This is a genomic window from Couchioplanes caeruleus (assembly GCF_023499255.1).
Classification (GTDB): domain Bacteria; phylum Actinomycetota; class Actinomycetes; order Mycobacteriales; family Micromonosporaceae; genus Actinoplanes; species Actinoplanes caeruleus_A.
Map to the genome: position 1 here is coordinate 7,531,696 of NZ_CP092183.1, position 24,377 is coordinate 7,556,072.

The following is a 24,377-nucleotide window of genomic DNA, read 5'->3' on the forward strand; positions in this document are numbered from 1 at the left end:
TCCTACATCGAGCCCCGGGCTTCCCAGCCCGGGGCTTGATGCTGTCCGGGCCGGACCGACCGAGGCGCCAGCACCCGAGGAGCACGACATGACCGCCGACCTGATGGACCAGTCGACCGGTGCCGGAGCGCCCCCCGCCGCCGAGGAGATCAAGGCGATGCGGGAGCGGATTGACGAGATCGACCAGGCGATCATCGACCTGTGGCTGGAGCGCGCCCGGCTCTCCCAGGAGGTCGGCAAGACCCGGATGGCCTCCGGCGGCACCCGCCTCGTGCTCTCCCGGGAGCGCGAGATCGTGGAACGCTTCCGTGAGGCTCTCGGCGCCGACGGCACCCAGGTCGCGCTGATGATCCTCCGCGCCGGCCGCGGCCCCCTGTAGCCTCCCCCGCCATCCGGAAACGTCGAACGGCCCGCCCCCGTTTCCGGATGGCGGGCCGCTCGGGCCGTACGTCAGAGCGTCCTGGCGTCGTGGGTCACCACGACCTCGCGCGGCTCGGCGAAGTGGCAGGCGCTCGGGTGATCGCTGCCGCGCCGCTCGACCAGCTCGGGGACGTCCGTCGCGCAGATGTCCTGCGCCTTCCAGCACCGCGTACGGAAGCGGCAGCCGGAGGGCGGGTTCACCGGGCTGGGAACGTCGCCGGTGAGGCGGATGATCTGCTTGGTGTGCCGGACCGTCGGGTCCGGCACCGGCACCGCCGACAGCAGCGCCTGCGTGTACGGGTGCGTGGGCCGCTCGTAGATCTCGTCCTCGGACCCGATCTCCACGATCTTGCCGAGGTACATGACCGCGACCCGGTCCGACAGGTGCCGGACCACCGACAGGTCGTGCGCGATGAAGATGTACGCCAGCCCGAACTCCTTCTGGAGCGAGTCGAGCAGGTTCATCACCTGGGCCTGGATGGAGACGTCCAGCGCGCTGACCGGCTCGTCGCAGACGATGATCTCCGGCCGCAGCGCGAGCGCGCGGGCGATGCCGATGCGCTGGCGCTGACCGCCGGAGAACTGGTGCGGGTAGCGGTTGATGTGCTCGGGGTTGAGCCCGACCACCTCGAGCAGCTCCTGCACCTTGCGCCGGCGGCTGCCCTTCGGCGCCACCTCAGGGTGGATCTCGAAGGGCTCGCCGATGAGGTCACCGACCGTCATGCGCGGGTCCAGCGAGGTGTACGGGTCCTGCATCACCAGCTGGATCTGCCGGCGCATCCGGCGCAGCGCCGCGCCGTGCAGCCCGGACAGCTCCTCGCCGCGGTAGTGCACCGAGCCGCTGGTCGGCTTCTCGAGGTTCATCAGCACCCGCGAGAGGGTCGACTTGCCGCAGCCCGACTCGCCCACCACGCCGAGCGTCTCGCCGGCCTTGAGGTCGAACGAGACCCCGTCCACCGCGTGCACCTGACCGATGGTGCGCCGGAAGACCACCCCGCGGGTCACGGGGTAGTGCTTCACCAGGTTGTCGACTTTCAGGATCGTCTCAGGCACGGTTCACCAGGTCCTCGGCGAAGTGACAGGCGCTGGCCCGCGTGGCGCCGACCTGCAGCAGCGGCGGCACGTTCGGGATGCAGATGTCGTCCACCCGCATGGGGCAGCGCGGGTGGAAGGGGCACCCCGAGGGGATCCGCATGAGGTTCGGCGGCAGGCCCTTGATGGTGCGCAGCTCCTGGCCCTTCTCGTCGAGCCGGGGAATCGACTGGAGCAGGCCGATCGTGTACGGGTGCGCGGGCTTGGCGTACAGCTCGTAGACCGTCGCCTCCTCCACGATGCGCCCGGCGTACATGACGGCGATCCGGTCCGCGACGTCGGCGACGACACCGAGGTCGTGGGTGATCAGGATCATGCCCATCTGCCGTTCGCGCTGCAGCTCGCTGAGCAGGTCCATGATCTGGGCCTGCACGGTCACGTCGAGCGCCGTGGTGGGCTCGTCGGCGATCAGCACCTCCGGGTCGAGCGCCAGCGACATCGCGATCATGACGCGCTGCCGCATACCGCCGGAGAACTGGTGCGGGTACTCGTTCACCCGCTGCTTCGCGTACGGGATCTTGACCTGGTCGAGCATCTCGATCGCGCGCTTCTTGGCGTCACGGCGGCTGAGGCCCTGCCGTACGCGGAACTGCTCGGCGATCTGGAAGCCCACGGTGAAGACCGGGTTGAGCGCGGACAGCGCGTCCTGGAACACCATGGCGATGCCGTTGCCGCGGATCCGGCGACGCTGCTCGGAACTCATCGCGAGCATGTCGTCGCCGTGGAAGCGGATGTGGCCGCCGGTGACGAAGCCGGGCGGGGTGTCCAGGATGCCCATGATCGCCTGGGCGGTCACGCTCTTGCCGGAGCCGGACTCGCCCAGAACCGCCAGCGTCTCACCGGCGTTGACGTGGTAGGTGACACCGTTGATGACCTTGGCGACGCCGTCCCGGGTACGGAACTCGACGCGCAGATCCTCGACCTCGAGCAGCCTGCCGGAGGGTTTGCCCGCACTGGCGTACCGGGGGTCGGTGATAACAACTTCGGACAAGGGGATCTCCTACCGGAGTTTCGGGTCGAGGGCCTCGCGGACGGCCTCGCCCAGCATGACGAACGCCAGAACCGCCGTCACCAGGAAGGCAGAGGGGAAGAAGAGCAGGAAGGGCGAGACCCGGATGTAGTTCTGCGCCTCGTTGATCATGATGCCCCAGGAGACCACCGGGGTCCGCAGGCCGACGCCGAGGAAGGACAGGGTCGCTTCGGCACCGACGAACGAGCCGATCAGGATCGTGGAGTAGACCAGCAGCGGGGCCAGGCAGTTCGGGATCAGGTGCTTGAAGATGATCCGTCCCGGGCCGGCGCCCATCGCGCGGGCCGCCACGATGTAGTCGGCGTCGCGGACCGCCAGCACCGACGACCGCATGATGCGCATCGACACCGGCCAGGTCAGGACGACCAGCGAAGCCACGACGATCGCCATGATCGCCCACGGTCCGCGGTTGCTGCCGGGGCCGTTGAACGTGAAGAGGATGACGATCGCGCCGAGCACGAACGGAATGCCGGAGAAGACCTCGCCGAGCCGGGACACGAGCCCGTCCAGCCAGCCGCCGCGGTATCCGGCGATGACGCCCATCATGCCGCCGAAGAGCACGGTGCCGAACGTGGAGGCGAGCGAGACGACGATGGACGCCCTCGCGCCGTAGATGACACGGGCGTAGACATCGCGGCCCTGCACGTCGTAGCCGAACCAGGCGTCCGCCGACGGGCCGACCCGGCTGCGCGACAGCACGCCGTCGGAGGGGCTGGCCGACGTGAACAGGAACGGCATCGCGGCCATCAGCACGAAGAGCAGGATCAGCGCGGCGGAGATCCAGAACAGCGGCTTGCGGCGCAGGTCACGCCAGGCGTCGCCGAGCAGGCCGCGGGGCTTGTCGTGCGACCGCTTCTCCTGCGCGTCCGCCTCGAGTGCGTTCCCCACGGTCGGGTCGCTGGACGGCGGCGACGTCACCAGCGACGGGGGCATGGGCTCACTCATAGCGGATCCTCGGGTCGAGCGCGGCGTACAGGAGGTCGACGAGCAGGTTCGAGAGCAGGTACACGAGCACGAGGATCACGACGATCGAGACGACGGTCGCGCCCTCCTTCGTGACGATCGCACGGTAGACCTGCCGGCCGATACCGTTGATGTTGAAAATGCCCTCGGTCACGATGGCGCCACCCATGAGCGCGCCCAGGTCGGTGCCCAGGTAGGTGACCACCGGGATCAGCGAGTTGCGCAGCAGGTGCACACCCACCACCCGCTTCATCGGCAGACCCTTGGCGATCGCCGTACGGACGTAGTCGGAGCGCCGGTTCTCGGCGATGCTGGTGCGCGCCAGCCGGGCGATGTACGCCATCGACGCGCTTCCCAGCACGAAGCCCGGCATGATGAGTTCACCGAAGCTGGGCGGGTTGGAGACCGTGGGCTTGACGATGCCGAGGTCGACGCCGAGCCACTTCTGCAGCAGGAAGCCGAGCACGAAGATCGGCAGCGCGATCATGAAGAGCGTGGAGACCAGGACGAGGTTGTCCAGGAACCCGTTGCGGCGCAGACCGGTGAGGACGCCGGCCGCCAGGCCGATGACCGCCTCGATGATCAGCGCGACGATCGCCAGCTTGATCGTGTTCGGGTACGCGTCCGAGATGAGGTCGCTGATCTGCCGGCCGCCGAAGGTCTGCCCGAAGTCGCCCTGCAGCAGGTTCTTCATGTACGTGCCGTACTGCACGATGATCGGCTTGTCGAGGTTGAACTTCTCGGTCATGAAGTCGACGTACGACTGCGGGCACGGACGCTCGCCGCACTTGCCCGCGAAGGGGTCGCCGGGCACTGCCCAGACCAGGTAATAGATGAGGAACGTGGTCCCGAAGAAGACGGGTATCAGCTGGAGCAGCCGCCTCAGCACGTATCGGCCCATGGATGTTTCTCCTAGTACGGGCGTTGGTGACGCCCATGACGAAACCGGAGCCGTGCGGGGGTCGGCAGGACTCCGGGCGTGGGAAGAACTCAGGTCCGGCCCACCCCTCGCAGGGTAGACCGGACCTGAGATTCGCGCCTTACTTGAGCTGGACCGAAGAGAGGTCGATCTCTCCCACGTTGGTCGTCTTCACACCGGTGACGCGGTCCGAGACACCCGACTGCTGGGTGACCTCGAACATCGGGATCGCCGGCACTTCCTGGTCGATGATCTTCGTCGCCTCGGCGAACTTGGCGTGCGCCGCGTCGACGGAGGGCGCCGCGGTGCCCTCCTTGTAGAGCTTGTCCACCTGGGCGTTGCTGAACAGGCCGTCGTTCGAGGAGCCGCCGGTCACGTACAGCGGACCGATCCAGTTCTCGACGTCGGGGTAGTCCTGCTGCCAGCCGGCGCGGTAGATGCCCTTCATCTTGTGGTCGTTGATCGTCTGGCGGAAGACCGCGAAGGTCGGAACGCCCTCGGCCCGGACGTTGATGCCCAGGTTGGTCTTGATGCTCTGCGCCGTCGCCTCCATCCACTCCTTGTGGCTGGCGTCGGCGTTGTAGTAGAGCACCAGCTCACCGGTGAAGCCACCGGCCGCCTGCAGCGCCGCCTTGGCGGCCGCCGGGTCGAACTTGCAGACCGTGCAGTCGTTGTCCGTGTGACCGGGCGCCAGCGGGCTGGACCAGCTGGTGGCGGCCTTACGGGTGTTGAAGAAGATCTTGTCGGCGATCTCCTGGCGGTTGATCGACAGCGAGATGGCCTTGCGCAGGTTCGCGTTCTGGAAGCGCTTGTCGTAGATCGGGATGCCCAGGATCTGCATGACCGGGATCTGCGCCTCGATGGCGCGGTCGCCCAGGTCGGCCTTCCACTTGTCGCCGGCCAGCGAGGAGACCGGGACCTGCTGCTGGAAGTCCAGCGTGCCGGACACCAGGTCGTTGTACGCCGCGGTGTCCTCCTGGTACATCTTGACCGTGACGTCCTTGATCTTGACCTTGTCGTCAAGGTTGTAGTCGTCGAAACGGGTCAGCTTGACCTCGACGTTGTCCTGCCACGAGACGAACTTGACCGGGCCGTTGCCGATCGGCTTCTTGCCGAACTCCTCCGGGGTCTGGGAGAAGAAGGCGTCGGGCAGCGGCATGAACGCGCTGTAACCGAGCTTGGTCGGGAAGATCGAGAACGGCGCGTTGAGGGTGACCTCGAACGTCGTGTCGTCGATGACCTTCAGGCCGGACATCGTCTTGGCCTTGGGCTCGGGCGCCTTCTTCGGGCCGTCGCCGTCCGGGTCCTCGGTGTGCACGTCGGCGAAGCCGGCGATGTCACTGAAGAAGCTGCCGTTCTGCGCGCCGTTGGGCGAGTACGCCGCCCAGTTCCACGCGTCCACGAAGTTCTTCGCCTTGACGACGGTGCCGTCGTGGAACTTGGTGTCCGGCTTGATCTTGATCGTGTAGACCTTGGAGTCCGTGGTCTTGATGTCCTGAGCGACGGCGTTCTTGGGAGCACCACCGTCGTTCGGGTACGAGACCAGGCCCGTCCACAGGAAGTCCACGATCTTGCCACCACCGGTCTCGGTGGTGTTGGCCGGGATCAGGCCGACCTCGGGCTGAGTGCCGTCGATGGTGATCGCACCGTTAGCGGTGTCGCCGCTGCCCTTACCGGTATCGCTGTCGTCGCTACCGCTGCAACCAGCAGCCACGAGCGCGACGGCTGTGGTCAGCGCGACCACGCTCGCCCGCTTCGAGACTCTCATTGTGAAAGGCCTCCTCTAAAGGTTCTTACCTCGTGGGCTCATCGGAGCATTTCCGCGGACCCGCCACCGGCCGGGGGTGCCGTCCGGTGAGGTGCAAGCTACCGCAGGTGCGTCTCCATACCGTTCGACTTCGGTGGGTCGCCCGGCCGACCACGACGGCCGACGGGCACTCGTCCGTCGGTGCCGCACAGCGCACCGCCATTGGCAGCGATGACTGATCGAGCTCCGCGGAAGACACGGGCGCGAGGTCGAAGCAACTCTGACACCCCCCGCCCATCTCGGAAAGGCGTGTTATCAACCCGATACGCGACGAGGGGCCAGAACAGGGACGACAAGCATTCAGGTCGCACCCCGGCCGCCATCGGTCTGGGCTGTTCGCCCAGCTCCGCGGTTTTTGCCCGCAAGGGGTCCGCCGCACCGCCCGCCCACCGCCGTTCCACCCTTATCCGAGTTGGAGTCTGCGCAGGTCAGGCCGCCGAGCGCGACCGATCGCCACATTCGTCACTCTTTTGGAGTGCATCCCATTCTGCCCGAGCAACGGCGGCAGGATCGGCATATCCCCAGCCCGGATTTCACCGCGTTCCCCGCCATTTCGCCGCCGGGAGGACGCATCGCGCGGGGTGGCGGGGAGCGGCCGGGGGCGCAGGGTAGGGCTTACCGCGCACCCGCGCTGCGTATTTTCTTGAGCCCGCGCAAAGCATCCGGCTCCGGGCAAAGCGCTCCGCCCGCCCGGCCCGGCGCGAGGCCCGGCGGTCAGCGCGGGGCGGGCGGCGCGAGGCCCGGCGGTCAGCGCGGGGCGGGCGGCGCGAGGCCGGGCGGCGCGGGACGAGGCCGAGCGGCGCGGGACGAGGCCGAGCGGCGCGGCACGGGGCCGAGCGGCGCAGGACGATGCCAGGCGGGCGGGGCCCGAAGCGGGCGGCACAGAGACCGGGCGGCCGGCCCGGCCGAGCGGGCGACGCGGCCGAGCAGGCGACGCGGCCGAGCAGGCGGGCGGGCGGCGCGGCCGAGCGAGCGGGCGGCCGAGCGGGCGGCGCTGCTGAGTGACCCAGGCCCGCGTGACTTAGCGGGGTGAGCGTCGCGGGCGGCCGAGTGTGACGACCAGGGCGGCCGGGCGGACCAACGCCCGGTCACGCCCACCCACGCCGAACGTCGCAGCTCAGCGCACCCCCCGGACCTACCTCACGAACGCCCGTAGGCCCCCGAAAGCCCCGAGGCTCGGGGGACCGCTCAGACGAGCCGGCGATCCGCTGCCCAGCGGGACAGTTCGTACCGGTTCGACATCTGCAACTTTCGCAGCACGTTCGACACGTGCGTCTCGACCGTTTTGATCGAGATGAAGAGCTCCTTGGCGATCTCCTTGTACGCGTACCCCCGGGCCAGCAGCCGCAGGACCTCGCGTTCGCGGTTGGTGAGCTGGTCGAGTTCCGGGTCGGCCACCGGTACGTCCGGGCGGGCGGCGAAGGCGTCGAGCACGAAGCCGGCGAGCCGGGGGCTGAAGACCGCGTCGCCGTCGGCCACCCTCTTGATGGCCGCGGCCAGCTCGTCCGGGGAGATGGTCTTGGTGACGTAGCCGCGGGCGCCGGCGCGGATCAGGCCGATCACGTCCTCCGCCGCGTCGGAGACCGACAGGGCCAGGAACTTGACCTGGGGGTGGCTGCGGCGCATGGCCTCCAGGACGGCACGGCCGCCGCCGTCGGGCATGTGCACGTCGAGCAGCACCACGTCGGGCATGGTGGCGGCGATCCGGGAGACCGCTTCGGCGACGGAGCTCGCCTCCCCCACCACGTCGACGTGCGCGCCCAGCTCGGCACGTACGCCGGCGCGGAACATGGCGTGGTCGTCCACGAGGAAGACGGTGAGGCGGCGGCCCTCGTCGGCGGTGGGTTCGGTCATCGTGCGTTCTCCTTTGCGGCGGTGACGCTCATCGGCGAGGCGGGCAGCGTCAGGCGCACCTCGGTGCCGTCCCCCGGTGAACTGCGGATCACGGCCTTGCCGCCGTGCCGCTGCATGCGCCCGATGATCGAACCACGGACGCCGTGCCGGGTGTCGGCCACGGCGGTGAGGTCGAAGCCGGCGCCGCGGTCGCGGACGAAGACGCTGAGCTCCTCGTCCTCGACCTCGGCGTAGAGCGAGACGGTCTGCACGCCCGCGTGCCGGGCCGCGTTGACCAGGGCTTCCCGGGCGGCCGCGACGAGGGCGGCGACCCGTTCGTCGCACTGCGTGTCGCCCACGACGACGGTCTCGACGGAGATCGCGTACGTGTCCTCGACCTCGGCGGCGGCCTGCTCCAGCGCCGCCCCGAACCGCTCGGTCGGTGACGCGGCCGGCTTGTAGAGCCAGTTGCGCAGCGAGCGCTCCTGCCCCCGGGCGAGCCGCTGGACTTCCTTGATGTCGGCGGAGTTGCGCTGGATCAGGGCGAGCGTGTGCAGCACCTGGTCGTGGATCATGGCGGCCACCTCGGCGCGCTCCTGCTCGCGGATGCGGCCCTCGCGCTCGCTGCGCAGCTGGCTGAACGTCCGCCAGAGCAGCGGTGCCACCACCACGCCGACGCCTAGCAGGCCGACCAGGGCGAAGATTACCCCGTTGAGCACGATGACCAGGTTGTTCTTGGGGCCGTACACCGCGAAGACGCCGATGACGCCGACCGCGACCAGGACGCCACCGCCGATGAAGCGGAACAGGAACGAGCGGCGGTCGCTCTCGGCGACCACGGCAGCGAGCCAGGGCGCCTGGCTGTCGCCCCAGTGACCGCGCCGGGTGGGGTCGGACTGGTGCCAGATCACGCCGGCGCCCACCGCGATGACGGCCACCAGCCAGCCGGCGGTGCCGGCCACGCCCTTGTCGTCGCCGAACAGCAGGCCCTCGAGCAGGATCACGCCGAGGCCGATCGCCCCGAAGGGCAGCAGCAGCACCAGGTCGCGGCGGGGCTTCGGCTCGCCGGTGGGCGCCTGCTGCGGCAGGACCGCCCAGAACACGGCATAGAGCAGAAGACCAAGACCGTTGAAGCCCAGGAGTACGACCAGAGCGACCCGCACCGCGGTCACGGGGATGCTGAGGTGACGCGCGATCCCGGATGCGACCCCGGCGATGACACGGTGGTCGCGCGGCCGGTACAGGCGGCGCGTCGGCGGGGGTGCTGCGGTGGCGGTGATCGCTGTCCTCCTTCGTCACGCCGTACTCGTGGACCGGTTCGATCGTCACACGCCGCGGTGAGCGGGGGCTACGGGGAAAGACCCCCAGGTATCCGTGTCCCGGATCTCAGGGTGGCATCAGGGTCGGCGCCTGAGGCGGGCCGGGTGCCGGGACCGCCAGTATCGAAGCCATGACCGACGAAGCTGCCCAGTCCCGCGGAGCTGCCGGGTCGTCGCAGGACGTTCCGGCACCTTCGGCCGTCCCGCCGGCGCCCCCGCAGGCGCCGGCCTCGGGCGAGGTCCCGCCGGCGTACGAGCCGCCCGCACCGGGCGCTCCGCCGGCCGCCGACCCGCCGCCCCCGCCGGGCGCCACCACGCCTCCGTCCGAACCCCCCACGGGAAGCACGCCGCCCCCCTCTGGGAGCACGCCGCCCCCCATGGGAAGCACGCCGCCCCCATTTGGGAGCACGCCGCCCCCGTCCGGGAGCACGCCGCCGTGGTTCGGCGCGCCCGACGGGCCCACGTTCTCCCGCGAGAAGCTCATCCGGCCCACCCGCGGCCGCTACATCGCCGGGGTCTGCGGCGCGATCGGCCGTGCCACCAACACCGACCCGGTGCTCTGGCGGGTGCTGCTGGCCGTACTCGGCTTCTTCGGCGGCGTCGGCGTGCTGATCTACCTCGCCGGCTGGCTGCTGATCCCCGCGGAGGGTGACACGGCCTCGCCGATCGAGTCCCTGCTCGGCCGGGGCCGCTCGGCCATGGCGCCGCTGTCCGTGGTGCTGCTCGGTGCCGCCGCGGCATTGACGTTCGCCTTCATCGTCCGCGACGGCTTCCGCGCGACGCTGCTCGCCGCCGCAGTGCTGGTCGTCGGCGCGCTCGCCCTCAAGAAGTCGAACAGGGCCGGCGGCCCCGTGACCGCCGGGCCGGCTCCGGCCGATCCGTGGGCCGCCACCGCGACCTTTCCCGCGGCGGCACCGGCGCAGCCCGCCACGGCGGCGCCGGCCACGGCAGCCCCGGCCCCTGGGGAGGAGCCGACGACCCCGTTCACCGAGACGGCCGCCGCAGAACCGGCCGGCGAACCGGTGACCGCCCCGCTGCCGCCCATGCCGCCCATGCCGGGGACCGCCTCCGCGCCGCCCGCCCCTCCGGCACCCCCGACGTACACACCGCCGTCGTTCGCGCCGCCGACCGGGGGCTACCGGCCGCCGTTCGCGCCACACGGGCCGTGGGCGCAGGGTGCCGCGCAGCCGCCGTACGCTCCTGCGGCGCCGCCGTCACCACCGAAGGCGCCGAAGCCGCCCCGCGAGCGTTCCAAGCTCGGTCGCATCACGTTCTCCCTGCTGGTGGTCGTGATGGGCATCCTGGCGCTGATCGACTTGGCCGGCGCCGACGTGCCGGTGTCGGGCTACTTCGCCGCCGCGCTGGCCACCATCGCGCTCGGCCTCGTCGTCGGCGCCTGGTTCGGCCGGGCCCGCGGGCTCATCTTCCTGGCCGTGCTGGCGACCTTCGGGCTGGCGGTCTCCAGCGGCGTCGAGCGCTTCGGCGGCGAGTTCGCCAACAGCTCGTACCGGCCGCAGAGCCTCGCCGCCGTGGCCGACCGCTACGACTTCTCGGTGGGCAACGCGACGCTGGACCTGCGCTCGGTCAACTTCGCCGGCCACGACCAAGCGGTGACCGTGGCGATGAAGTTCGGGCAGGTCAGGGTGCTTCTGCCGGCGAACGTCGACACCACGACCTCGCTGACCATGAACGACGGGCGGGCGCTGCTGTACGGCCGCGAGCTGACCGGCAACCTGAACGTGCAGGCGGTCTCCGACCTCGGCCAGGACGGCGAGGGCGGCGGCACGCTGCGGCTGACCGTCGAGATGAACACGGGCAACGTGGAGGTGACCCGATGAGGCCGCACCGTACCGACGGCATCTCGCTGAGCTTCGGTCTGATCTTCCTGCTGGTGGCGGCCTGGTGGGCGGTCGCTCAGGTGGTCACCGTACGGCTCCCCGCGCTGGGCTGGCTGGTGGCCGGCGTACTGATCCTCTTCGGCGCCCTGGGCCTGCTCGGCGCCATCCGGTCCGGCCGGCGCACCGAGGTGCCCGCGCCGGTCGCGGCGGAGGCCGAAGTGGAGGTGCCGGGCGACCTTCCGCCCGAGATGCACGCCGACATCGTCCGGGAGTTGCTGGACAACCCGGCGGAACAGGTCGACCTGCCGCCGGCGCCGCCCGCGGCCGCGGAGAGGCCCGACGGGTCGCGGCACCACGGGCAGCCGCGGCACCACGGGCACCAGGACTGAGCGACAACGCGCCGTCCGTCGGTCACACCAGCGGGTGGGACCGGCGGGCGGCGCAATATGCTCTTGCGCATGACGCCGTTTCCCTCCGTGTCCACCGCCCCCGTGACCGGCGTCGGCCCGCGCGCCGCGCGCAGCCTCACGGCCGAGTTCGCCCGCCACAACGCGGCGACGACGGCCCTGGTGGTCGGCGCCGACCACTCCTCGGCCGTGGTGGCCGCGGCGGTCGAGGCGCTGCTGCCCGGCGACACGCTGACCCTGGTCGCGGGCGAGCGCAGCACCGCCGAGCTGCTGCGGGACCACATCACCGGCCTCGGCAGCTGGATCGCCGACCGGGTCCGGATCGTCGAGTCGCTGGCCGAGGCGGAGCCCGCCGACGTGGTGGTGCTCGGCGAGCCGCTGACCGGCACCGCCGAGGAGACCCGCGCGACGCTCGAGGGCCTCAGCAAGTACCTCACCGACGGCGCTGTCGTCTCGGTGGCCACGCCGGCGGTGCCGGGGCGCACGGGCGGGGCGGCCGCCGAGCTGTTCCGGCAGAGCGCGCTGTTCGGCGTGGGTTCCGACCTCGTCGCCCGCAACCAGCCTCCGCTGCGGATCCACCGGCTGCGGTTCAGCCCGGCGGACACCACGAAGGCGGCCACGCTGGCTCCGGCGTACCGGCCCTCGAGCGTGCCGGTGACCCGTAGCATGCACATCGACTCGAACGGCGTCGCGGCGGCCGGCATCGCCCTCGGCCTGGCCGCGCTGGCCCGCTCGGCGCGCCCCAAGTCCAAGCTCTGGCTGCTGCCGGCCCTGCTGGCGGCGCCGGTGGCGGCGTTCTTCCGGGACCCGGAGCGGGACGTGCCCACCGACCCGAACGCGGTAGTGGCGGCCAGCGACGGCCGGGTGCTGTCGGTCGAGCGGCTCACCGACGAGCGCCTGGGCGAGGGCGAGTTCCTGCGTATCGCGGTGTTCCTGTCGGTCCTCGACGTGCACGTCAACCGGATGCCGGTGGCCGGCCGGGTGACGGACTACTTCGTCATCGACGGCGGCTACGCGAACGCCATGACGGCGGCGGCGGAGCACAACGTGGCGGCGTACACGATCCTCGACACCGACCACGGCACGGTCGCGGTCGCCCAGCGGACCGGCCTGATCGCCCGCCGGATCGTGCAGCGCACGCCGGTGGGCTCGCTGGTGGCCCGCGGCGAGCGGATGGGCCTGATCCGCTTCGGTTCCCGCACGGACGTCTACCTACCGGCCGACAAGGCCGATGCGCTCGTCACGGTCGGCGAGACGGTGCGCGGCGGCACCTCGGTCATCGCGCGCTGGAAGTGAACGCGAAAGTGCCCACCCAGCGAGGCTGGGTGGGCACTTTCGTCGAACGGGTCGGAGTCGAACGGGTCAGACGTGCCTGGCGCGCAGCCACATGACCGGGCCGCTCACCAGGTAGGTCCCGACGATCAGCACGAACGTGAGGCGGGGGTCGACCAGGGCGCCCACGATCGGCAGAAGCCACAGCCACGGCGGCAACTTCACAATCCGGGCAAGCTTCGCGTACGGGAAGCTGGACACCATCGCGAACGCCAGCACGGCCACGCCGCCCAGCACCGCGATCCCCGGCAGCGGGAGCCCGATCAGCACGGTCACGGCGAGCACCGCCGCGGCCATGGTCGTGGGAACCCCGGCGAAGAACGTGCCGTCCTTCGGCGAGACGTTGAAGCGGGCGAGGCGGATGGCCGCGCAACCGGCGACGAGCATGCAGGCCACGGCGGCGGCCGCGGTGGGAACCGTGTGGGCCAGGGACGCGTACACGACGACCGGCGCGGCCAGGCCGAACGAGCACATGTCGGCCAGGGAGTCCATCTGGGCCCCGAACGGGCTGGACACCCCGAGCCGGCGGGCCAGGGCGCCGTCGAGCCCGTCGAACGCCACGCAGGCGACGAGGCAGGCCGCGGCGAACCGGGGCTCGCCCTGCATGGCCAGGAAGATGGCGAGCAGGCCCAGGCCCAGGCTCGCGAGGGTGCAGCCGTTGACGACGGCGAAGCTGATCCGGCGGCGTACGGTGCGCTCACCGGGGAGCAGAGCTCCGGAATCGGCCTCGACGACGACCGGCTGGGCCATGGCGACGGGGCCATGGCTACCGGAGGTGGCCACGGTACGGCCACGTCCGGCGTACGGAGCGAGCTCCGTGCCGGTGTAGATCACCTCGGCCCGGGTGGCCGTGGCAGCGCGTCCGGCATCACCGGAACGGCGCCCCACTCGCACCAGCAGGGCCTGCCGGGCGAGACTTCCGCCGCGGCGCAGCCGGCCTGCCCAACGACGTCCGGCGGGACGGGGACTATCCGTCGTACGACGCCGGCGCCAAGGGGTTCTCGGCACGTGCTCCTCCATCTTGGGGTTGGTTAGCCCGCCGGCATCGGCCGTTGCGGGGTGCTGCCCATCGCCCGTACGTCTACGGACCGTAATTTAGGCGGGTTACACAATCGCACAGCCGGGCTCTCTTGGCGAGAGAGGAAATCGACCATCGTGTGCAACGACGTCATGTGGAGTTTTCATCCCTCCGTGGGGCGAGGAGGCACGCACACTGCCTGGCCCTGTGACGAGTCTAACCGAGGTCCCGCAAGCCGATCACCGATGACCGCTTTCCTCCGCGTGCCGCCGGTCCCTCCCCGGCGACCATCTCCAGGGCCGCGGCGGCCACGTCGGTCAGCGGCAGCTCACGCGCCGTGACATCGTCGAACCACCCCGCCGCCGCGGTCGAGCCGCCCGCTTCCTCCATCACCACTGGTTCTGTCGGCCGGTCGACGCAAACCCTGAACAGCACGCGCACGACGTGCCAATCCACGGGTACGCCCTCCGGCCCGAGCGCGGCGGGATCGTGCCGGTGCGACGTACCGATCAGGCCGGTCACCCGTCCGTGCTGGCCGGTCTCCTCGGCCACCTCCCGGGCGAGGGCCACCTCGGGCAACTCGCCGTGATCGGTGCCCCCGCCGGGGAGGTGCCACATCCCGGCTCCGGGGTACCCCGGAGCGATCTCGGTCAGCAGAATTCGCCCGTCCGGGTCGGTCACCACCCCGTACGCCCCGAAGCGCTGATTGGTGCGGACCGGCGGTTCGTCCGGATCGGCGGGCACGTCGGAGGGGGTCACGGGCAGCCCCAGCACGCCGGCGGTGAACGGCATGACCGGCACCTCCCCCGGCGTCACCCACTCGACGCGGTCCGTCGTGCCGGAAGCCTCGTCACGCAGGTCCCCACCCACGACCTCGACGTCGTAGATGATCCGATCGGTGTGCTCCCACGTATCCGTCCCCGGAAGGCGGAAAACGTCGGAGGTGACGGAATGCAGGCCGACGATGCGTACGCGAAGGCCGCTCTCCTCGGCGAACTCCCGCACGACGGTGTCGTCCGGATCCTCACCCTGCTCGACACCGCCGCCGGGCAGCGTCCACAGGCCCGGGAACGCGGACAGGACCGAGTTGTGGGCGAGCAGGACGCGGCCGGCGGCATCACGGCACAGGCCGTACGCGCCGATTCGTCTGACCTTCACACCCGCAAGGCTAGCCACCTCACATCAGGCCGGCCGCCGTGAGTGCCTCGGCGGTGACCTCGGTGACCTCGTCGTCCGGCAGCCCGCCGACCTCCTCGAGCGCCATCCAGCAGGCCTCGGACGTCGACCCGCCCACGTCCTTGACCGTCACGTCCGTCGGCGACTCGACGAAGACCCGGTAGAACGCGCGTACGCCGTGCCAGTCGATCGGATAGCCCTCGGGGCCGAGCGAGGCCGCGTCGCGGTGGCTGGCAACGCCGAGCAGCTCCAGGAGCCGCCCCTGCTGGCCGGTCTCCTCGACCAGCTCGCGGATCAGGGCGGTGCCGGGCTGCTCGCCGTAGTCGGTGCCGCCGCCGGGCAGGTGCCAGCGCCCCTCCCCCGGATACCCGGGAGCGATCCGGGTCAGCAGCAGACGATCAAAAGGATCGGTCGCAATCGCGTACGCGGCGAAGCGCTGCGCGCGGTGCAGCCCGTCCGGCCCGGCGTACGCGTAGAAAGACGGAAAATCAGGCACTTCCTCGGGGCGCAGATCCGCAGAGGCGGCCGGAAGCCCCAGGGCGGCGGCCGTGAACGGACGCAGCTTCAGCTCCTGGGCCTCCTCGAGGGTGTGCCACCGAGCCATGTCGGTCGGCTGCCCGACACGGTCGATGAGATTCCCGCCGCGGACGGACACCTCATAGATCAGGCGGTCGGTGTGGATCGTGACGCCACGGTGCGGCAACGACCTCATGTCGGCCAGGACGTCGCGCAGGCCGGTGACGGCGACGGACAGGCCGGTCTCGGCGGCGGTCTCCCGTACGACGGTGTGGTTGGGATCCTCGCCGTGGTCGACGGCGCCGCCCGGCAACGACCAGACGCCGGGCGTACCCGACCGGGTCGAGGCACGGACGAGAAGGACGCGACCTTCGGGGTCGGTCGCGACGGCATATGCCGCGATCCTGCGAAGCGGCTCCAGTGCGGGGGTCACGGGCGGCATCTTGCCCGGTTTATGTTAACTCCGGGAAACGTCTGTCGGATTCCTGACAGGGCGATAGCCCTCAGTAATCGCAGATCAGGGCGGTTCTGCGCACCGATCGCAGCAAGTATGCAACACACAGCAATGTGTCGTAATGCACTCGGTTGGGGTGCAGGGGACCGGGCCGCCCGGACGGGACGATTGCGGCCGGGCCGGGCCGGGCCGGACCGGGCCAGGCCGGGCCAGGCGGCCGGGGGGTCGGGGCCGGTCGGGCGGTCGGGGCCGGTAGGGGCCGAGCCGGGCGGTCGGGCCGGTAGGGGCCGAGCCGGGCGGCCGGGGCCGGTAGGGGCCGAGCCGGGCGGCCGGGGCCGAGCCGGGCGGCCGGGGCCGAGCCGGGCGGCCGGGGCCGAGCCGGGCGGCGAGGGGCCGGGCGGGGCCGGGCGGGGCCGGGCCGGGCGGGGCCGGGCCGGGCGGGGCCGGGGGCCGCGCGGTCTGGATCGGCCGCCTCCGATCGCCTGAGCCGCCGCCGCTCACCGCCGGCTGCCCTTCCTCGGGCCCCTCGCCGACGAGGGCTGGGCCTTCCCTGCAACCGCCGCTACTCGCCGAGCTTCCTTGCAATCGCCACCACTCCGGTGACGACCGTCTTCCCGTGGCTGCCTATCGAGGCCTGTTCCCTGAGCCGCGCGTCGTACCCGGGGAGGAATCAGGGTCGGTCTCCGGGCAGTCACCGAGGTCGGCGAGGCACCCGGGGAACGAACCTTGAGGCATGACTCAACCGACTGTCGCCCCGTACAAGCAACTTCGCCGCCCGCTCGACGACCGGATCGTGGCCGGGGTCTGCAGCGGCATCGGCCGGTACCTGTCCGTGGACCCGGTGCTGATCCGGGTCGGGTTCGCCGTCCTCACGGTGATGACGTGGGGGGTCGGGCTGCTCGCCTACCCGATCGCGTGGTTCCTGATGCCGGAGGAGCCGGCGCCGGCCGGCCCCGCCTGGCGCGACCCGGCGGACCCCTCGTGGGGCCAGCCTGCCGGGTACCCGGCAGGGCCGGCGTGGACGCAGCCCACTGGTGGACAGCCGGGCCCGACAGCGCCGACGAGTACGCCGCCGGCGGCCTGAGCGGTCCTGGCCTGGCGTCATCTCGCACGGAGCGGGAGGCGGAAGGCTCAGGCGCGGCAACGGAGAGCGGCGACGCACGGTGTGGCGCACGCAGCGAAGCCCGCCGGGCGCGGCTCGCGGACCCAGCCGACATGGCGCGGCGCGGAAGCGCACGGCGTAGCGGGGTGCAAGCCGCGGAGCCGGCGCGACGCAAGCCGCGAAGCCCACCCGGCCCGGCTCCCAGACCCGGCCCGGCGCGGCGCGGAAGCGCACGGCGCGGCGCTGCCGGCGCGAGCCGCGGAGCCGGCACGGCGCAAGCCGCGAAGCCACCCGGCCCGGCTCCCGGACCCGGCCCGGCGCGGAAGCGCACGGCGCGGCGCTGCCGGCGCGAGCCGCGGTTCAGGCGCGTTCCAGTCCTCCCGCGACACGAGCCGCGAGCCGGAAACTGCGAGCCGGAAGGCGCAAGCCGCGAGCCGCGAGGCGCAAGCCGCGAGGCGCAAGCCGCGAGCCGCGAGGCGCAAGCCGCGAGCCGCGAGCCGCGAGCCGCGAGAGCACCGCGACACGCGCCGCGAGCTTGGCACGACCCGGCGCGGATCGTTTGCGGTCCTGGATCAGGGTCGGCGGACCGGTGGGGTCACTCCCACTCGATGGTGCCCGGCGGCTTGCTGGTCACGTCGAGGACGACTCGGTTGATTTCTCGGACCTCGTTCGTGACGCGGGTGGAGATTTTGGCGATCACGTCGTAGGGGAGGCGGGACCAGTCGGCGGTCATGGCGTCTTCGCTGGAGACCGGGCGCAGGACGATCGGGTGGCCGTAGGTGCGGCCGTCGCCCTGGACGCCGACGCTGCGGACGTCCGCGAGCAGGACCACCGGGAACTGCCAGACGTCGCGGTCGAGGCCGGCCGCGGTGAGTTCTTCGCGGGCGATGAGGTCGGCTGCGCGCAGGATGTCGAGGCGTTCGCGGTCGACCGCGCCGATGATGCGGATGGCGAGGCCCGGGCCCGGGAACGGGTGGCGCTGGACGATCTCCTCGGGGAGGCCGAGTTCGGCGCCGAGGGCGCGTACCTCGTCCTTGAAGAGGGTGCGGAGCGGCTCGATCAGGGCGAACTGGAGATCGTCCGGGAGGCCGCCGACGTTGTGGTGCGACTTGATGTTGGCCGTGCCCGTGCCGCCGCCGGACTCGACCACGTCCGGGTAGAGGGTGCCCTGGACGAGGAACTCGATGTGGCGCTCGGCGTCGAGCTCGCGGGCCGCGGCCTCGAAGGTACGGATGAACTCCCGCCCGATGATTTTGCGCTTCTGCTCGGGGTCGGTGACGCCGGCGAGGTGACCGAGGAACTGGTCGGAGGCGTCGACCACCTTGAGCCGGATGCCGGTGGCCGCGACGTAGTCCTTCTCGACCTGCTCGGCCTCGTCCGCGCGCAGCAGGCCGTGGTCGACGAAGATGCAGGTCAGCTGGTCGCCGATCGCCTTGTGCACGAGCGCCGCCGCGACGGCCGAGTCGACGCCGCCGGAGAGGCCGCAAATGACCTGCTTGTCGCCGACCTGCTCCCGGATCGCGGCGACCTGGTCCTCGATGATGTTCGTCGGCGTCCAGGTGGGCTCGATGCCGGCGATGTCGTACAGGAAGCGCTGCAGCATCTCCTGGCCCTGCTGGGTGTGCGCCACCTCGGGGTGGAACTGCACGCCGGCGCGGCGGGTGCCGAGGTCCTCGAACGCGGCGACGGGCGCGCCGGCCGAGGAGGCGGTCACGGAGAAGCCGGACGGCGCCTCGGTGACCGAATCGCCGTGCGACATCCAGACGGGCAGGTCCGCGGGCAGCTCCCGCAGCAGCGTCCCGGCCTGGGAGGAGGGGGCGAGAAGGGTACGCCCGTACTCCCGCGAGCCGGTGTGCGCGACGGTGCCGCCGAGCGCCTGGGCCATGGCCTGGAAGCCGTAGCAGATGCCGAACACCGGCACGTCGTTGGCGAACAGCGACGGGTCGAGCACCGGGGCGCCGGGTTCGTACACACTGGACGGTCCGCCGGACAGGATGATCGCGGCCGGGTTCTTGGCGAGCATCTCCGCGACCGGCATCGAGTGCGGCACGATCTCGGAGTAGACCCGCGCCTCGCGGACCCGGCGGGCGATCAGCTGGGCGTACTGGGCGCCGAAGTCGACGACAAGGACCGGACGCGGTGTGCTCATGGCCCGCGAGTTTACCGGCGGGAGCGGCGGCCCTGCCGGCCCGGGGCGGCACCTGTGGATAACCGCACCCGGACCGGCCGAGGGACCGGCCGAGCGACGCGGGAAGGCATCGGACGCGGCGGGACGAGCGAGGTCAGCGGTACCAGGTGCGGGTGGGCGTGTACGAGACGTTGCCGGCCCGGTCGTAGGCGCGGATCCGGACCTTCAGCTTGCTGCCGAACTTCCACGTCTGCACGGCGAAGGTGTGCGTGCTGCCCGCGTACCGTTGAATGATCTTGCCGTTGACCAGCAGTTCCATGCTCCGGATGCCGTTGCGGTCCGCGGACTGGGCGGCCACGTGGCGGGTCTTGCGGATGTGGCGGGTGCCGCCGGCCGGGCCGGAGGTGATCCGGACCGTCGGTCCCCAGTTGTCGACGAGGACCTTGCGGGTGTCGGTCGCCACGTTGCCGCCGCGGTCGTACGCGCGCAGCATGAGCGTCACCGTCCCGCCGCGGATCGCCGGCCGCCACGCGAGCGAGTACGGCGTCACCCGGTCGACGTCGACGACCACGCCGTCGGCGAGCAGTTCCACCTTGGCGATGCCGATGTCGTCGGTGGCCTTGGCGCTCACGGTGACGGTGCCGCGTACGAGGGCCGAGGCGGACGGCGACACGAACGACGTGGCCGGCGCGACCGTGTCGTCGGCGACCGGCAGCGACGCGAGGGCGGCCGCGGCGTTGACGCGGCCCGAGGAGGAGGCGACCCAGCCGCCCGCGATCTTGTCCGCCGACGTGGTGAGCGCGGACCGGATCGTCGCGGCGGTCGGCGTGGGCGTGGTCGAGGCGAGCAGCGCCGCGACGCCGGCGGCGAACGGCGTGGCCGACGACGTACCGCAGAACTGGGTGACGATGCCGTTCATGGACTGCGCCGGGTTGCAGCCCGGCGCCGCGAGGTCCACCCAGCTGCTGCCGTAGTTCGACCACGAGTAGCGGGTGTCGGTGCTGGTGGAGGCGCCGACCGCGATCACCGACGGGATGGCCGCCGGGAAGTGCTGCGCGGAGCTGCCGTCGTTGCCCGCGGCGGCGAGCACCAGGACGCCCTTGCCACTGGCGTACGCGACGGCGTCCCGCAGCACCTGACTGTCCGAGTCGCCGCCCAGCGACAGGTTGATGATGTCGGCGCCCTTGTCGGCGGCCCAGCGGATCCCCTCGGCGATGTCGCTGTACGAGCCGACGCCGGCGGAGTTGAGCACCTTGACCGGCAGAATCTTGCAGAACCAGCAGATGCCCGCGATCCCCACGCCGTTGTCGCCCGAGCCGGCGATGACGTCCGCGGTCGACGTGCCGTGTCCCTGGTCGTCGGTGGCGTTGCTGTCGTCGTTGACGAAGTCGTACCCGGGCAGGATGCGCCCGGAGAGGTCGGGCAGCGCCTTGACGCCGGTGTCGACCACGGCGACGACCACGCCGCCGCGGCCCCGGGTGGTGTCCCAGGCGTCGTCGACGCGGGTCCGGGTGACGCCCCACTGGCTGCCGTACGCGGGGTCGTTCGGGGTCGTGGCGATGGTGGCGAGGTGGTCCTGCTCGACGTACGCGACGGCGGGGTCGGCGCGCAGCACGTCGGCGGCCTCGGCGGCCTGGCCGGCGGGGACGTCCACGGCGACCGCGCCGGTCAGCGGCTCGGCGGCGACGACGTCGACGTTCTTCTCGAGGCCCGCGACGACGCCGGCGCTGTCGCCGGCGCGCAGCCCCACGATCAGCGAGACGGGTTCGACGTCGGCAGGAGAGGGGGCGGCGAGCGCCGGGGAGGGGGCCAGCGCGATCCCACCGGCGATCAGACCGGCCGTCACTGCACGCAGAATCATGCCCCCACGGTCGGCCGGGCGGGTGCGAGAAGCCGGACCGTACGGGGAGCTGTCAGGTAGCAGAAAGCCCCTGCCGGGAGCGCTCGGCAGGGGCTTTCGGTGCGGTTCAGGTCAGCGCTTGTACGTCCTCGTCGGCGCGGACTTGACGTTGCCGGCGTTGTCGGTGGCCCGGATCTGCACCTTCATGCCCGAGGCGTAGCTCGACGCCTTGAAGCTGAAGTTGTACGGCGACGTGGTGTCCGTGGCCTTCACCGAACCGTTGATCAGCATCTCGACCTTGCGGATGCCGTTCGTGTCCGAGGCGGTCGCCGCCAGCTTGACCGTGCCGGTGACCTTGGTACCGCTCGCCGGGCCGCTGGTGATCGTCACGGTCGGCGCGACGTTGTCCGCGATGATCGAGCGGGTGAAGATCGTACGGTTGCCGGCCTTGTCGTAGACCTTGATCTCGAGCTTGACCTTGCCGTTCTTGCCGCCCGTGTCGTACGTGAACTCGTACGGCGCGGTGCGGTCCTGGGCCTTGTAGACGCCGTCGGCGAACAGGTCGACGTTGCGCACGCCGGACCAGTTGTCGGCGATGCCGGTGGTCTTGACCGGGATCTTGCCGTGCACGCGCCAGCCCTCGCCCGGGGTGGAGACGCCGGTGATGGTCGGCGCGGTGGTGTCGGTGCCGACGGTCAGCGCCTTCGCGGCGTCGAGCATGCCGTACTTGGCCCAGCCGTTGTCGGCGCCGATCGAGCGGGCCGAGGTGAGCAGCGCACGCTGCAGCGACCAGGCGGTGTAGTCCGGGTGCACGGTCTTGACGAGGCCGGCCGCGCCGGAGACCATCGGCGCCGCGAACGACGTGCCGGGCTCGCCGGTGTGGTAGTTCTCGAACCGGTCCATGCCGGTGACGATGCCGGGAGCGGCCATGTCGACCCAGCTGTCGCCGGACTTGTTGTAGCTCGAGAAGTCGGCTCGGTCGTCGGAGTTGCGCGCCGTGGCGCCGACGGCCACCACGTCCGGGTACGCCGCCGGGTACTGCTTGGTGGTCGCGTACTGCGTGTTGCCCGCGTTGCCGGCGGCCGCGACGACGAGCACGCCCTTGAGGTTCGCGTACGAGACGGCGTCGGCGAGCACCTTGCTGTTCTCGGTGCCGCCCAGCGACATGTTGATGATCTTCGCGCCGTTGTTGGTCGCGTACACGATGCCCTTGGCGATGTTGCTGTCGTAGCCGGAGCCGTTCTTGTCCAGCACCTTGACCGGGATGATCATGCAGCTCCAGCAGCCGCCGGCCATGCCCTTGCCGTTGTTGCCGCGGGCCGCGATGAGCGACGCGACGGTGGTGCCGTGGCCGAAGTCGTCGGCGGTGTTGCTGGTGTTGCTGACGTAGTTGTAGCCGCCGAGCACCGCACCGGACAGGTCGCCGACCTTGGCGACGCCGGTGTCCAGCACCGCGATCTTGACGGCGTCACCCGTCGTGGTCTCCCAGGCGGCGGGGAGGTTCACCTGGTCGACCTCGGGCTGCAGCGACTGGACGTTGCCGTTCTCGTCCGCGGTCCCCACGTACATCGGGTCGTTCGGGTGGACGTCGTACGCCTTGCGGACGTGGTCTACCTCGACGTACGCGACGTTCGGGTCGCTCTTGAGCGCCTCGACGACCCGCGACCGGCGCGCCTGCGAGACCTCGAGGGTCTGCGCGCGCAGCTCGGACATCGCCTGCTGGGCCGGGCCCGCGGCGTCCACGGAACGGACGCCCATCGCCGAGACGGTGCGCATGGGGGCGGCGGCGTCCGCGCCCTGCTTCAGGCCGACGACGAGCCGCACCGGCGCCGACGGCGTCTCGTCGGCCAGGGCCCAGGTCGAGATGCCGGCGGTCGCCGCGACGACCGTGGCCGACAGCGCGCCGACGACGACGCGTCGTGAGACAAGCTTCATGTAGGACGTGCCTCCCCGTGTTCGACCGCCACTTGAGCGAATCGCGGCGGTCAGCGTACGGCCGATCTTGTGTTTTTCAATGCCCCGTTCCACAACGCGAGATTTCATCCCATTGAGCAGGTTGTTACTGTCGCTTACTGTTCCACCATGCGGAACAACAAGATCCTGTGGACGGCGGCGGGCGTCGTGGTCCTGCTCCTGGCCGGCGCGGGGATCGCCTTCGCCCTGCGCGCCGACCGGGACGGATCGGACATCACCGCAGCTCCGGCCCCCGCCGCATCGTCCGCGGCGCCCGTGCCGTCGAGCGCTCCCCCGCCGCCCGGAGCCGACATCACCGGCCCGCTGGATCTGCTTCTGATCGGCGTCGACACCCGCGTGAGCATCCCGGACTGGCAGCCGCACGCCGACGCCATCATGCTGCTGCACGTCGATGAGGGACTCAAGAGCGGATATCTGTACTCGCTGCCGCGGGACCTCCGCGTCGACATCCCCGCGTACCCGAAGAACGGCTACGGCGGCGGCCGGCACAAACTGACCGAGGCGATGTCGTACGGCTCGGAGCTCATCGGAACGGACAAGGCGAACGTCTTCAACGGGTACGAGCTGCTGAGCCGGACGATCGCCAGGTACACCGGCATCAAGATGTTCGACGCGGGCGCCATCCTGACGTTCAACGGCCTCAGCAAGCTGACCGACGCCCTGGGCGGCGTCACCATGACCATCGACCAGAAGGTCAAATCGCACCATCGCAAGCCGGACGGCACCGCGCGCCCGCTGCGCCCGGGCGGCGGCGACTATGTCGGGCCGCAGGCGACGTATCTGCCGGGGACGCGCACGCTCGCCGGCTGGCAGGCCATCGACTACGCCCGCCAGCGGTACGGGCTGCCGAACGGCGACTACGACCGGCAGCGCCACCAGCGGCAGCTCGTCAAGGCGCTGCTCACCAAGGCGGAGGCCGCCGGTCTGGCGACCGACCAGGCCAAGCTCCGGTCGGTGCTGGGCGCGCTGGGAGACACGCTGGTCACGTCGGGGAGCCGGACACCGCTCGAGTACGCGTACGCGTTGCGGGACCTGAAGCCGTCCGGGCTGGTGTCGGTGTCGCTGCCGGGGAGTTCGGTGTTCTCCGGGGGTGGCTACATCGGGGAGCAGTTGACGTCGACGGGGCGGGGGTTCGTACGGGCGGTGGCGGCCGGGGATCCGCAGGCGTATCTGACCCAGCACCCGGAGCTGCGCGCCAAGTAGAGAGCC

19 protein-coding genes are annotated in these 24,377 nt (G+C 71.2%); 6 read left to right on the forward strand and 13 right to left on the reverse strand.

The window, feature by feature from the left end; all coding sequences use genetic code 11:
• Window positions 1–88 precede the first annotated feature (88 nt).
• Entirely contained in the window at window positions 89–379 is a 291-nt protein-coding gene (locus tag COUCH_RS34715; RefSeq protein ID WP_199516412.1) for a chorismate mutase, read from the forward strand.
• A 71-nt stretch (window positions 380–450) separates the two neighbouring features.
• On the opposite strand, the gene COUCH_RS34720 is transcribed toward COUCH_RS34715, so the two are convergent.
• The 7 genes from COUCH_RS34720 to COUCH_RS34750 form a co-directional block, all read right to left on the reverse strand.
• Complete coding sequence (locus COUCH_RS34720) at window positions 451–1,473, reverse strand: ABC transporter ATP-binding protein (protein ID WP_275980027.1); 1,023 nt, start codon at window positions 1,471–1,473, stop codon at window positions 451–453.
• Complete coding sequence (locus COUCH_RS34725) at window positions 1,466–2,503, reverse strand: ABC transporter ATP-binding protein (RefSeq protein ID WP_249609387.1); 1,038 nt, start codon at window positions 2,501–2,503, stop codon at window positions 1,466–1,468. The genes COUCH_RS34720 and COUCH_RS34725 overlap by 8 nt, the downstream gene beginning before the upstream one ends.
• A gap of 9 nt (window positions 2,504–2,512) precedes the next feature.
• The gene (locus COUCH_RS34730; protein WP_249609388.1) at window positions 2,513–3,487 is read right to left on the reverse strand and encodes an ABC transporter permease; all 975 of its coding nucleotides are present in this window, start codon (window positions 3,485–3,487) and stop codon (window positions 2,513–2,515) included.
• Entirely contained in the window at window positions 3,480–4,406 is a 927-nt protein-coding gene (locus COUCH_RS34735) for an ABC transporter permease (RefSeq protein ID WP_249609389.1), read from the reverse strand. The genes COUCH_RS34730 and COUCH_RS34735 overlap by 8 nt, the downstream gene beginning before the upstream one ends.
• A 139-nt stretch (window positions 4,407–4,545) precedes the next feature.
• Window positions 4,546–6,192, reverse strand: a complete 1,647-nt coding sequence (locus tag COUCH_RS34740) for a peptide ABC transporter substrate-binding protein (RefSeq protein ID WP_249609390.1) — start codon at window positions 6,190–6,192, stop codon at window positions 4,546–4,548.
• Window positions 6,193–7,419: 1,227 nt separating this feature from the next.
• Complete coding sequence (locus COUCH_RS34745) at window positions 7,420–8,085, reverse strand: response regulator (RefSeq protein ID WP_199515759.1); 666 nt, start codon at window positions 8,083–8,085, stop codon at window positions 7,420–7,422.
• A complete protein-coding gene (locus COUCH_RS34750; RefSeq protein WP_249613905.1) occupies window positions 8,082–9,308 on the reverse strand; it encodes an ATP-binding protein in 1,227 nt (408 codons plus the stop codon). Before COUCH_RS34750 ends, COUCH_RS34745 begins: the two co-directional genes overlap by 4 nt.
• Before the next feature lie 452 nt (window positions 9,309–9,760).
• On the opposite strand from COUCH_RS34750, the gene COUCH_RS34755 reads away from it, so the two are divergent.
• The 3 genes from COUCH_RS34755 to COUCH_RS34765 all read left to right on the forward strand — a co-directional run bounded on the left by COUCH_RS34755 (window position 9,761) and on the right by COUCH_RS34765 (window position 12,924).
• Complete coding sequence (locus COUCH_RS34755; protein ID WP_249609391.1) at window positions 9,761–11,221, forward strand: PspC domain-containing protein; 1,461 nt, start codon at window positions 9,761–9,763, stop codon at window positions 11,219–11,221.
• Entirely contained in the window at window positions 11,218–11,610 is a 393-nt protein-coding gene (locus COUCH_RS34760) for a phage holin family protein (protein WP_249609392.1), read from the forward strand. Before COUCH_RS34755 ends, COUCH_RS34760 begins: the two co-directional genes overlap by 4 nt.
• A 69-nt stretch (window positions 11,611–11,679) precedes the next feature.
• Window positions 11,680–12,924, forward strand: a complete 1,245-nt coding sequence (locus COUCH_RS34765; protein ID WP_249609393.1) for a phosphatidylserine decarboxylase — start codon at window positions 11,680–11,682, stop codon at window positions 12,922–12,924.
• Between the two features lie 66 nt (window positions 12,925–12,990).
• Here the strand turns inward: COUCH_RS34765 and COUCH_RS34770 are convergent, their stop codons facing one another.
• The 3 genes from COUCH_RS34770 to COUCH_RS34780 form a co-directional block, all read right to left on the reverse strand.
• Window positions 12,991–13,968: a CDP-alcohol phosphatidyltransferase family protein gene (locus COUCH_RS34770; protein WP_430640850.1), complete on the reverse strand. Its 978-nt coding sequence runs from the start codon at window positions 13,966–13,968 to the stop codon at window positions 12,991–12,993.
• A 226-nt stretch (window positions 13,969–14,194) separates the two neighbouring features.
• A complete protein-coding gene (locus COUCH_RS34775) occupies window positions 14,195–15,136 on the reverse strand; it encodes an NUDIX hydrolase (RefSeq protein WP_249609394.1) in 942 nt (313 codons plus the stop codon).
• A 19-nt stretch (window positions 15,137–15,155) separates the two neighbouring features.
• The gene (locus tag COUCH_RS34780) at window positions 15,156–16,103 is read right to left on the reverse strand and encodes an NUDIX hydrolase (protein WP_249609395.1); all 948 of its coding nucleotides are present in this window, start codon (window positions 16,101–16,103) and stop codon (window positions 15,156–15,158) included.
• 754 nt (window positions 16,104–16,857) lie between these two features.
• Between COUCH_RS34780 and COUCH_RS34785 the strand changes: the two genes are divergently transcribed.
• Window positions 16,858–17,208, forward strand: a complete 351-nt coding sequence (locus tag COUCH_RS34785) for a PspC domain-containing protein (RefSeq protein ID WP_249609396.1) — start codon at window positions 16,858–16,860, stop codon at window positions 17,206–17,208.
• A gap of 613 nt (window positions 17,209–17,821) precedes the next feature.
• Here COUCH_RS34785 and guaA read toward each other — a convergent pair.
• The 3 genes from guaA to COUCH_RS34800 all read right to left on the reverse strand — a co-directional run bounded on the left by guaA (window position 17,822) and on the right by COUCH_RS34800 (window position 23,129).
• On the reverse strand, window positions 17,822–19,375 hold the full coding sequence (gene guaA, locus COUCH_RS34790) for a glutamine-hydrolyzing GMP synthase (protein ID WP_249609397.1): 1,554 nt from the start codon (window positions 19,373–19,375) through the stop codon (window positions 17,822–17,824).
• A 133-nt stretch (window positions 19,376–19,508) separates the two neighbouring features.
• Window positions 19,509–21,215 carry a S8 family serine peptidase gene (locus tag COUCH_RS34795; protein WP_249609400.1) on the reverse strand — a complete coding sequence of 569 codons (1,707 nt, stop codon included), beginning with the start codon at window positions 21,213–21,215 and terminating at the stop codon, window positions 19,509–19,511.
• Window positions 21,216–21,326: 111 nt separating this feature from the next.
• Complete coding sequence (locus COUCH_RS34800) at window positions 21,327–23,129, reverse strand: S8 family serine peptidase (RefSeq protein WP_249609401.1); 1,803 nt, start codon at window positions 23,127–23,129, stop codon at window positions 21,327–21,329.
• Between the two features lie 147 nt (window positions 23,130–23,276).
• On the opposite strand from COUCH_RS34800, the gene COUCH_RS34805 reads away from it, so the two are divergent.
• On the forward strand, window positions 23,277–24,371 hold the full coding sequence (locus COUCH_RS34805) for an LCP family protein (RefSeq protein WP_249609402.1): 1,095 nt from the start codon (window positions 23,277–23,279) through the stop codon (window positions 24,369–24,371).
• Window positions 24,372–24,377: the final 6 nt, after the last annotated feature.

Bases quoted from the DNA above. Each gene is read 5' to 3' on its own strand.
- COUCH_RS34765 (WP_249609393.1), top strand. From the start codon at position 11,680: ATGACGCCGTTTCCCTCCGTGTCCACCGCCCCCGTGACCGGCGTCGGC.
- COUCH_RS34800 (WP_249609401.1), bottom strand. From the start codon at position 23,129: ATGAAGCTTGTCTCACGACGCGTCGTCGTCGGCGCGCTGTCGGCCACG.
- COUCH_RS34805 (WP_249609402.1), top strand. From the start codon at position 23,277: ATGCGGAACAACAAGATCCTGTGGACGGCGGCGGGCGTCGTGGTCCTG.
- COUCH_RS34760 (WP_249609392.1), top strand. From the start codon at position 11,218: ATGAGGCCGCACCGTACCGACGGCATCTCGCTGAGCTTCGGTCTGATC.
- COUCH_RS34755 (WP_249609391.1), top strand. From the start codon at position 9,761: ATGGGAAGCACGCCGCCCCCATTTGGGAGCACGCCGCCCCCGTCCGGG.
- COUCH_RS34715 (WP_199516412.1), top strand. From the start codon at position 89: ATGACCGCCGACCTGATGGACCAGTCGACCGGTGCCGGAGCGCCCCCC.
- COUCH_RS34745 (WP_199515759.1), bottom strand. From the start codon at position 8,085: ATGACCGAACCCACCGCCGACGAGGGCCGCCGCCTCACCGTCTTCCTC.
- COUCH_RS34795 (WP_249609400.1), bottom strand. From the start codon at position 21,215: ATGATTCTGCGTGCAGTGACGGCCGGTCTGATCGCCGGTGGGATCGCG.
- COUCH_RS34730 (WP_249609388.1), bottom strand. From the start codon at position 3,487: ATGAGTGAGCCCATGCCCCCGTCGCTGGTGACGTCGCCGCCGTCCAGC.
- COUCH_RS34785 (WP_249609396.1), top strand. From the start codon at position 16,858: ATGACTCAACCGACTGTCGCCCCGTACAAGCAACTTCGCCGCCCGCTC.
- COUCH_RS34735 (WP_249609389.1), bottom strand. From the start codon at position 4,406: ATGGGCCGATACGTGCTGAGGCGGCTGCTCCAGCTGATACCCGTCTTC.
- guaA (WP_249609397.1), bottom strand. From the start codon at position 19,375: ATGAGCACACCGCGTCCGGTCCTTGTCGTCGACTTCGGCGCCCAGTAC.
- COUCH_RS34740 (WP_249609390.1), bottom strand. From the start codon at position 6,192: ATGAGAGTCTCGAAGCGGGCGAGCGTGGTCGCGCTGACCACAGCCGTC.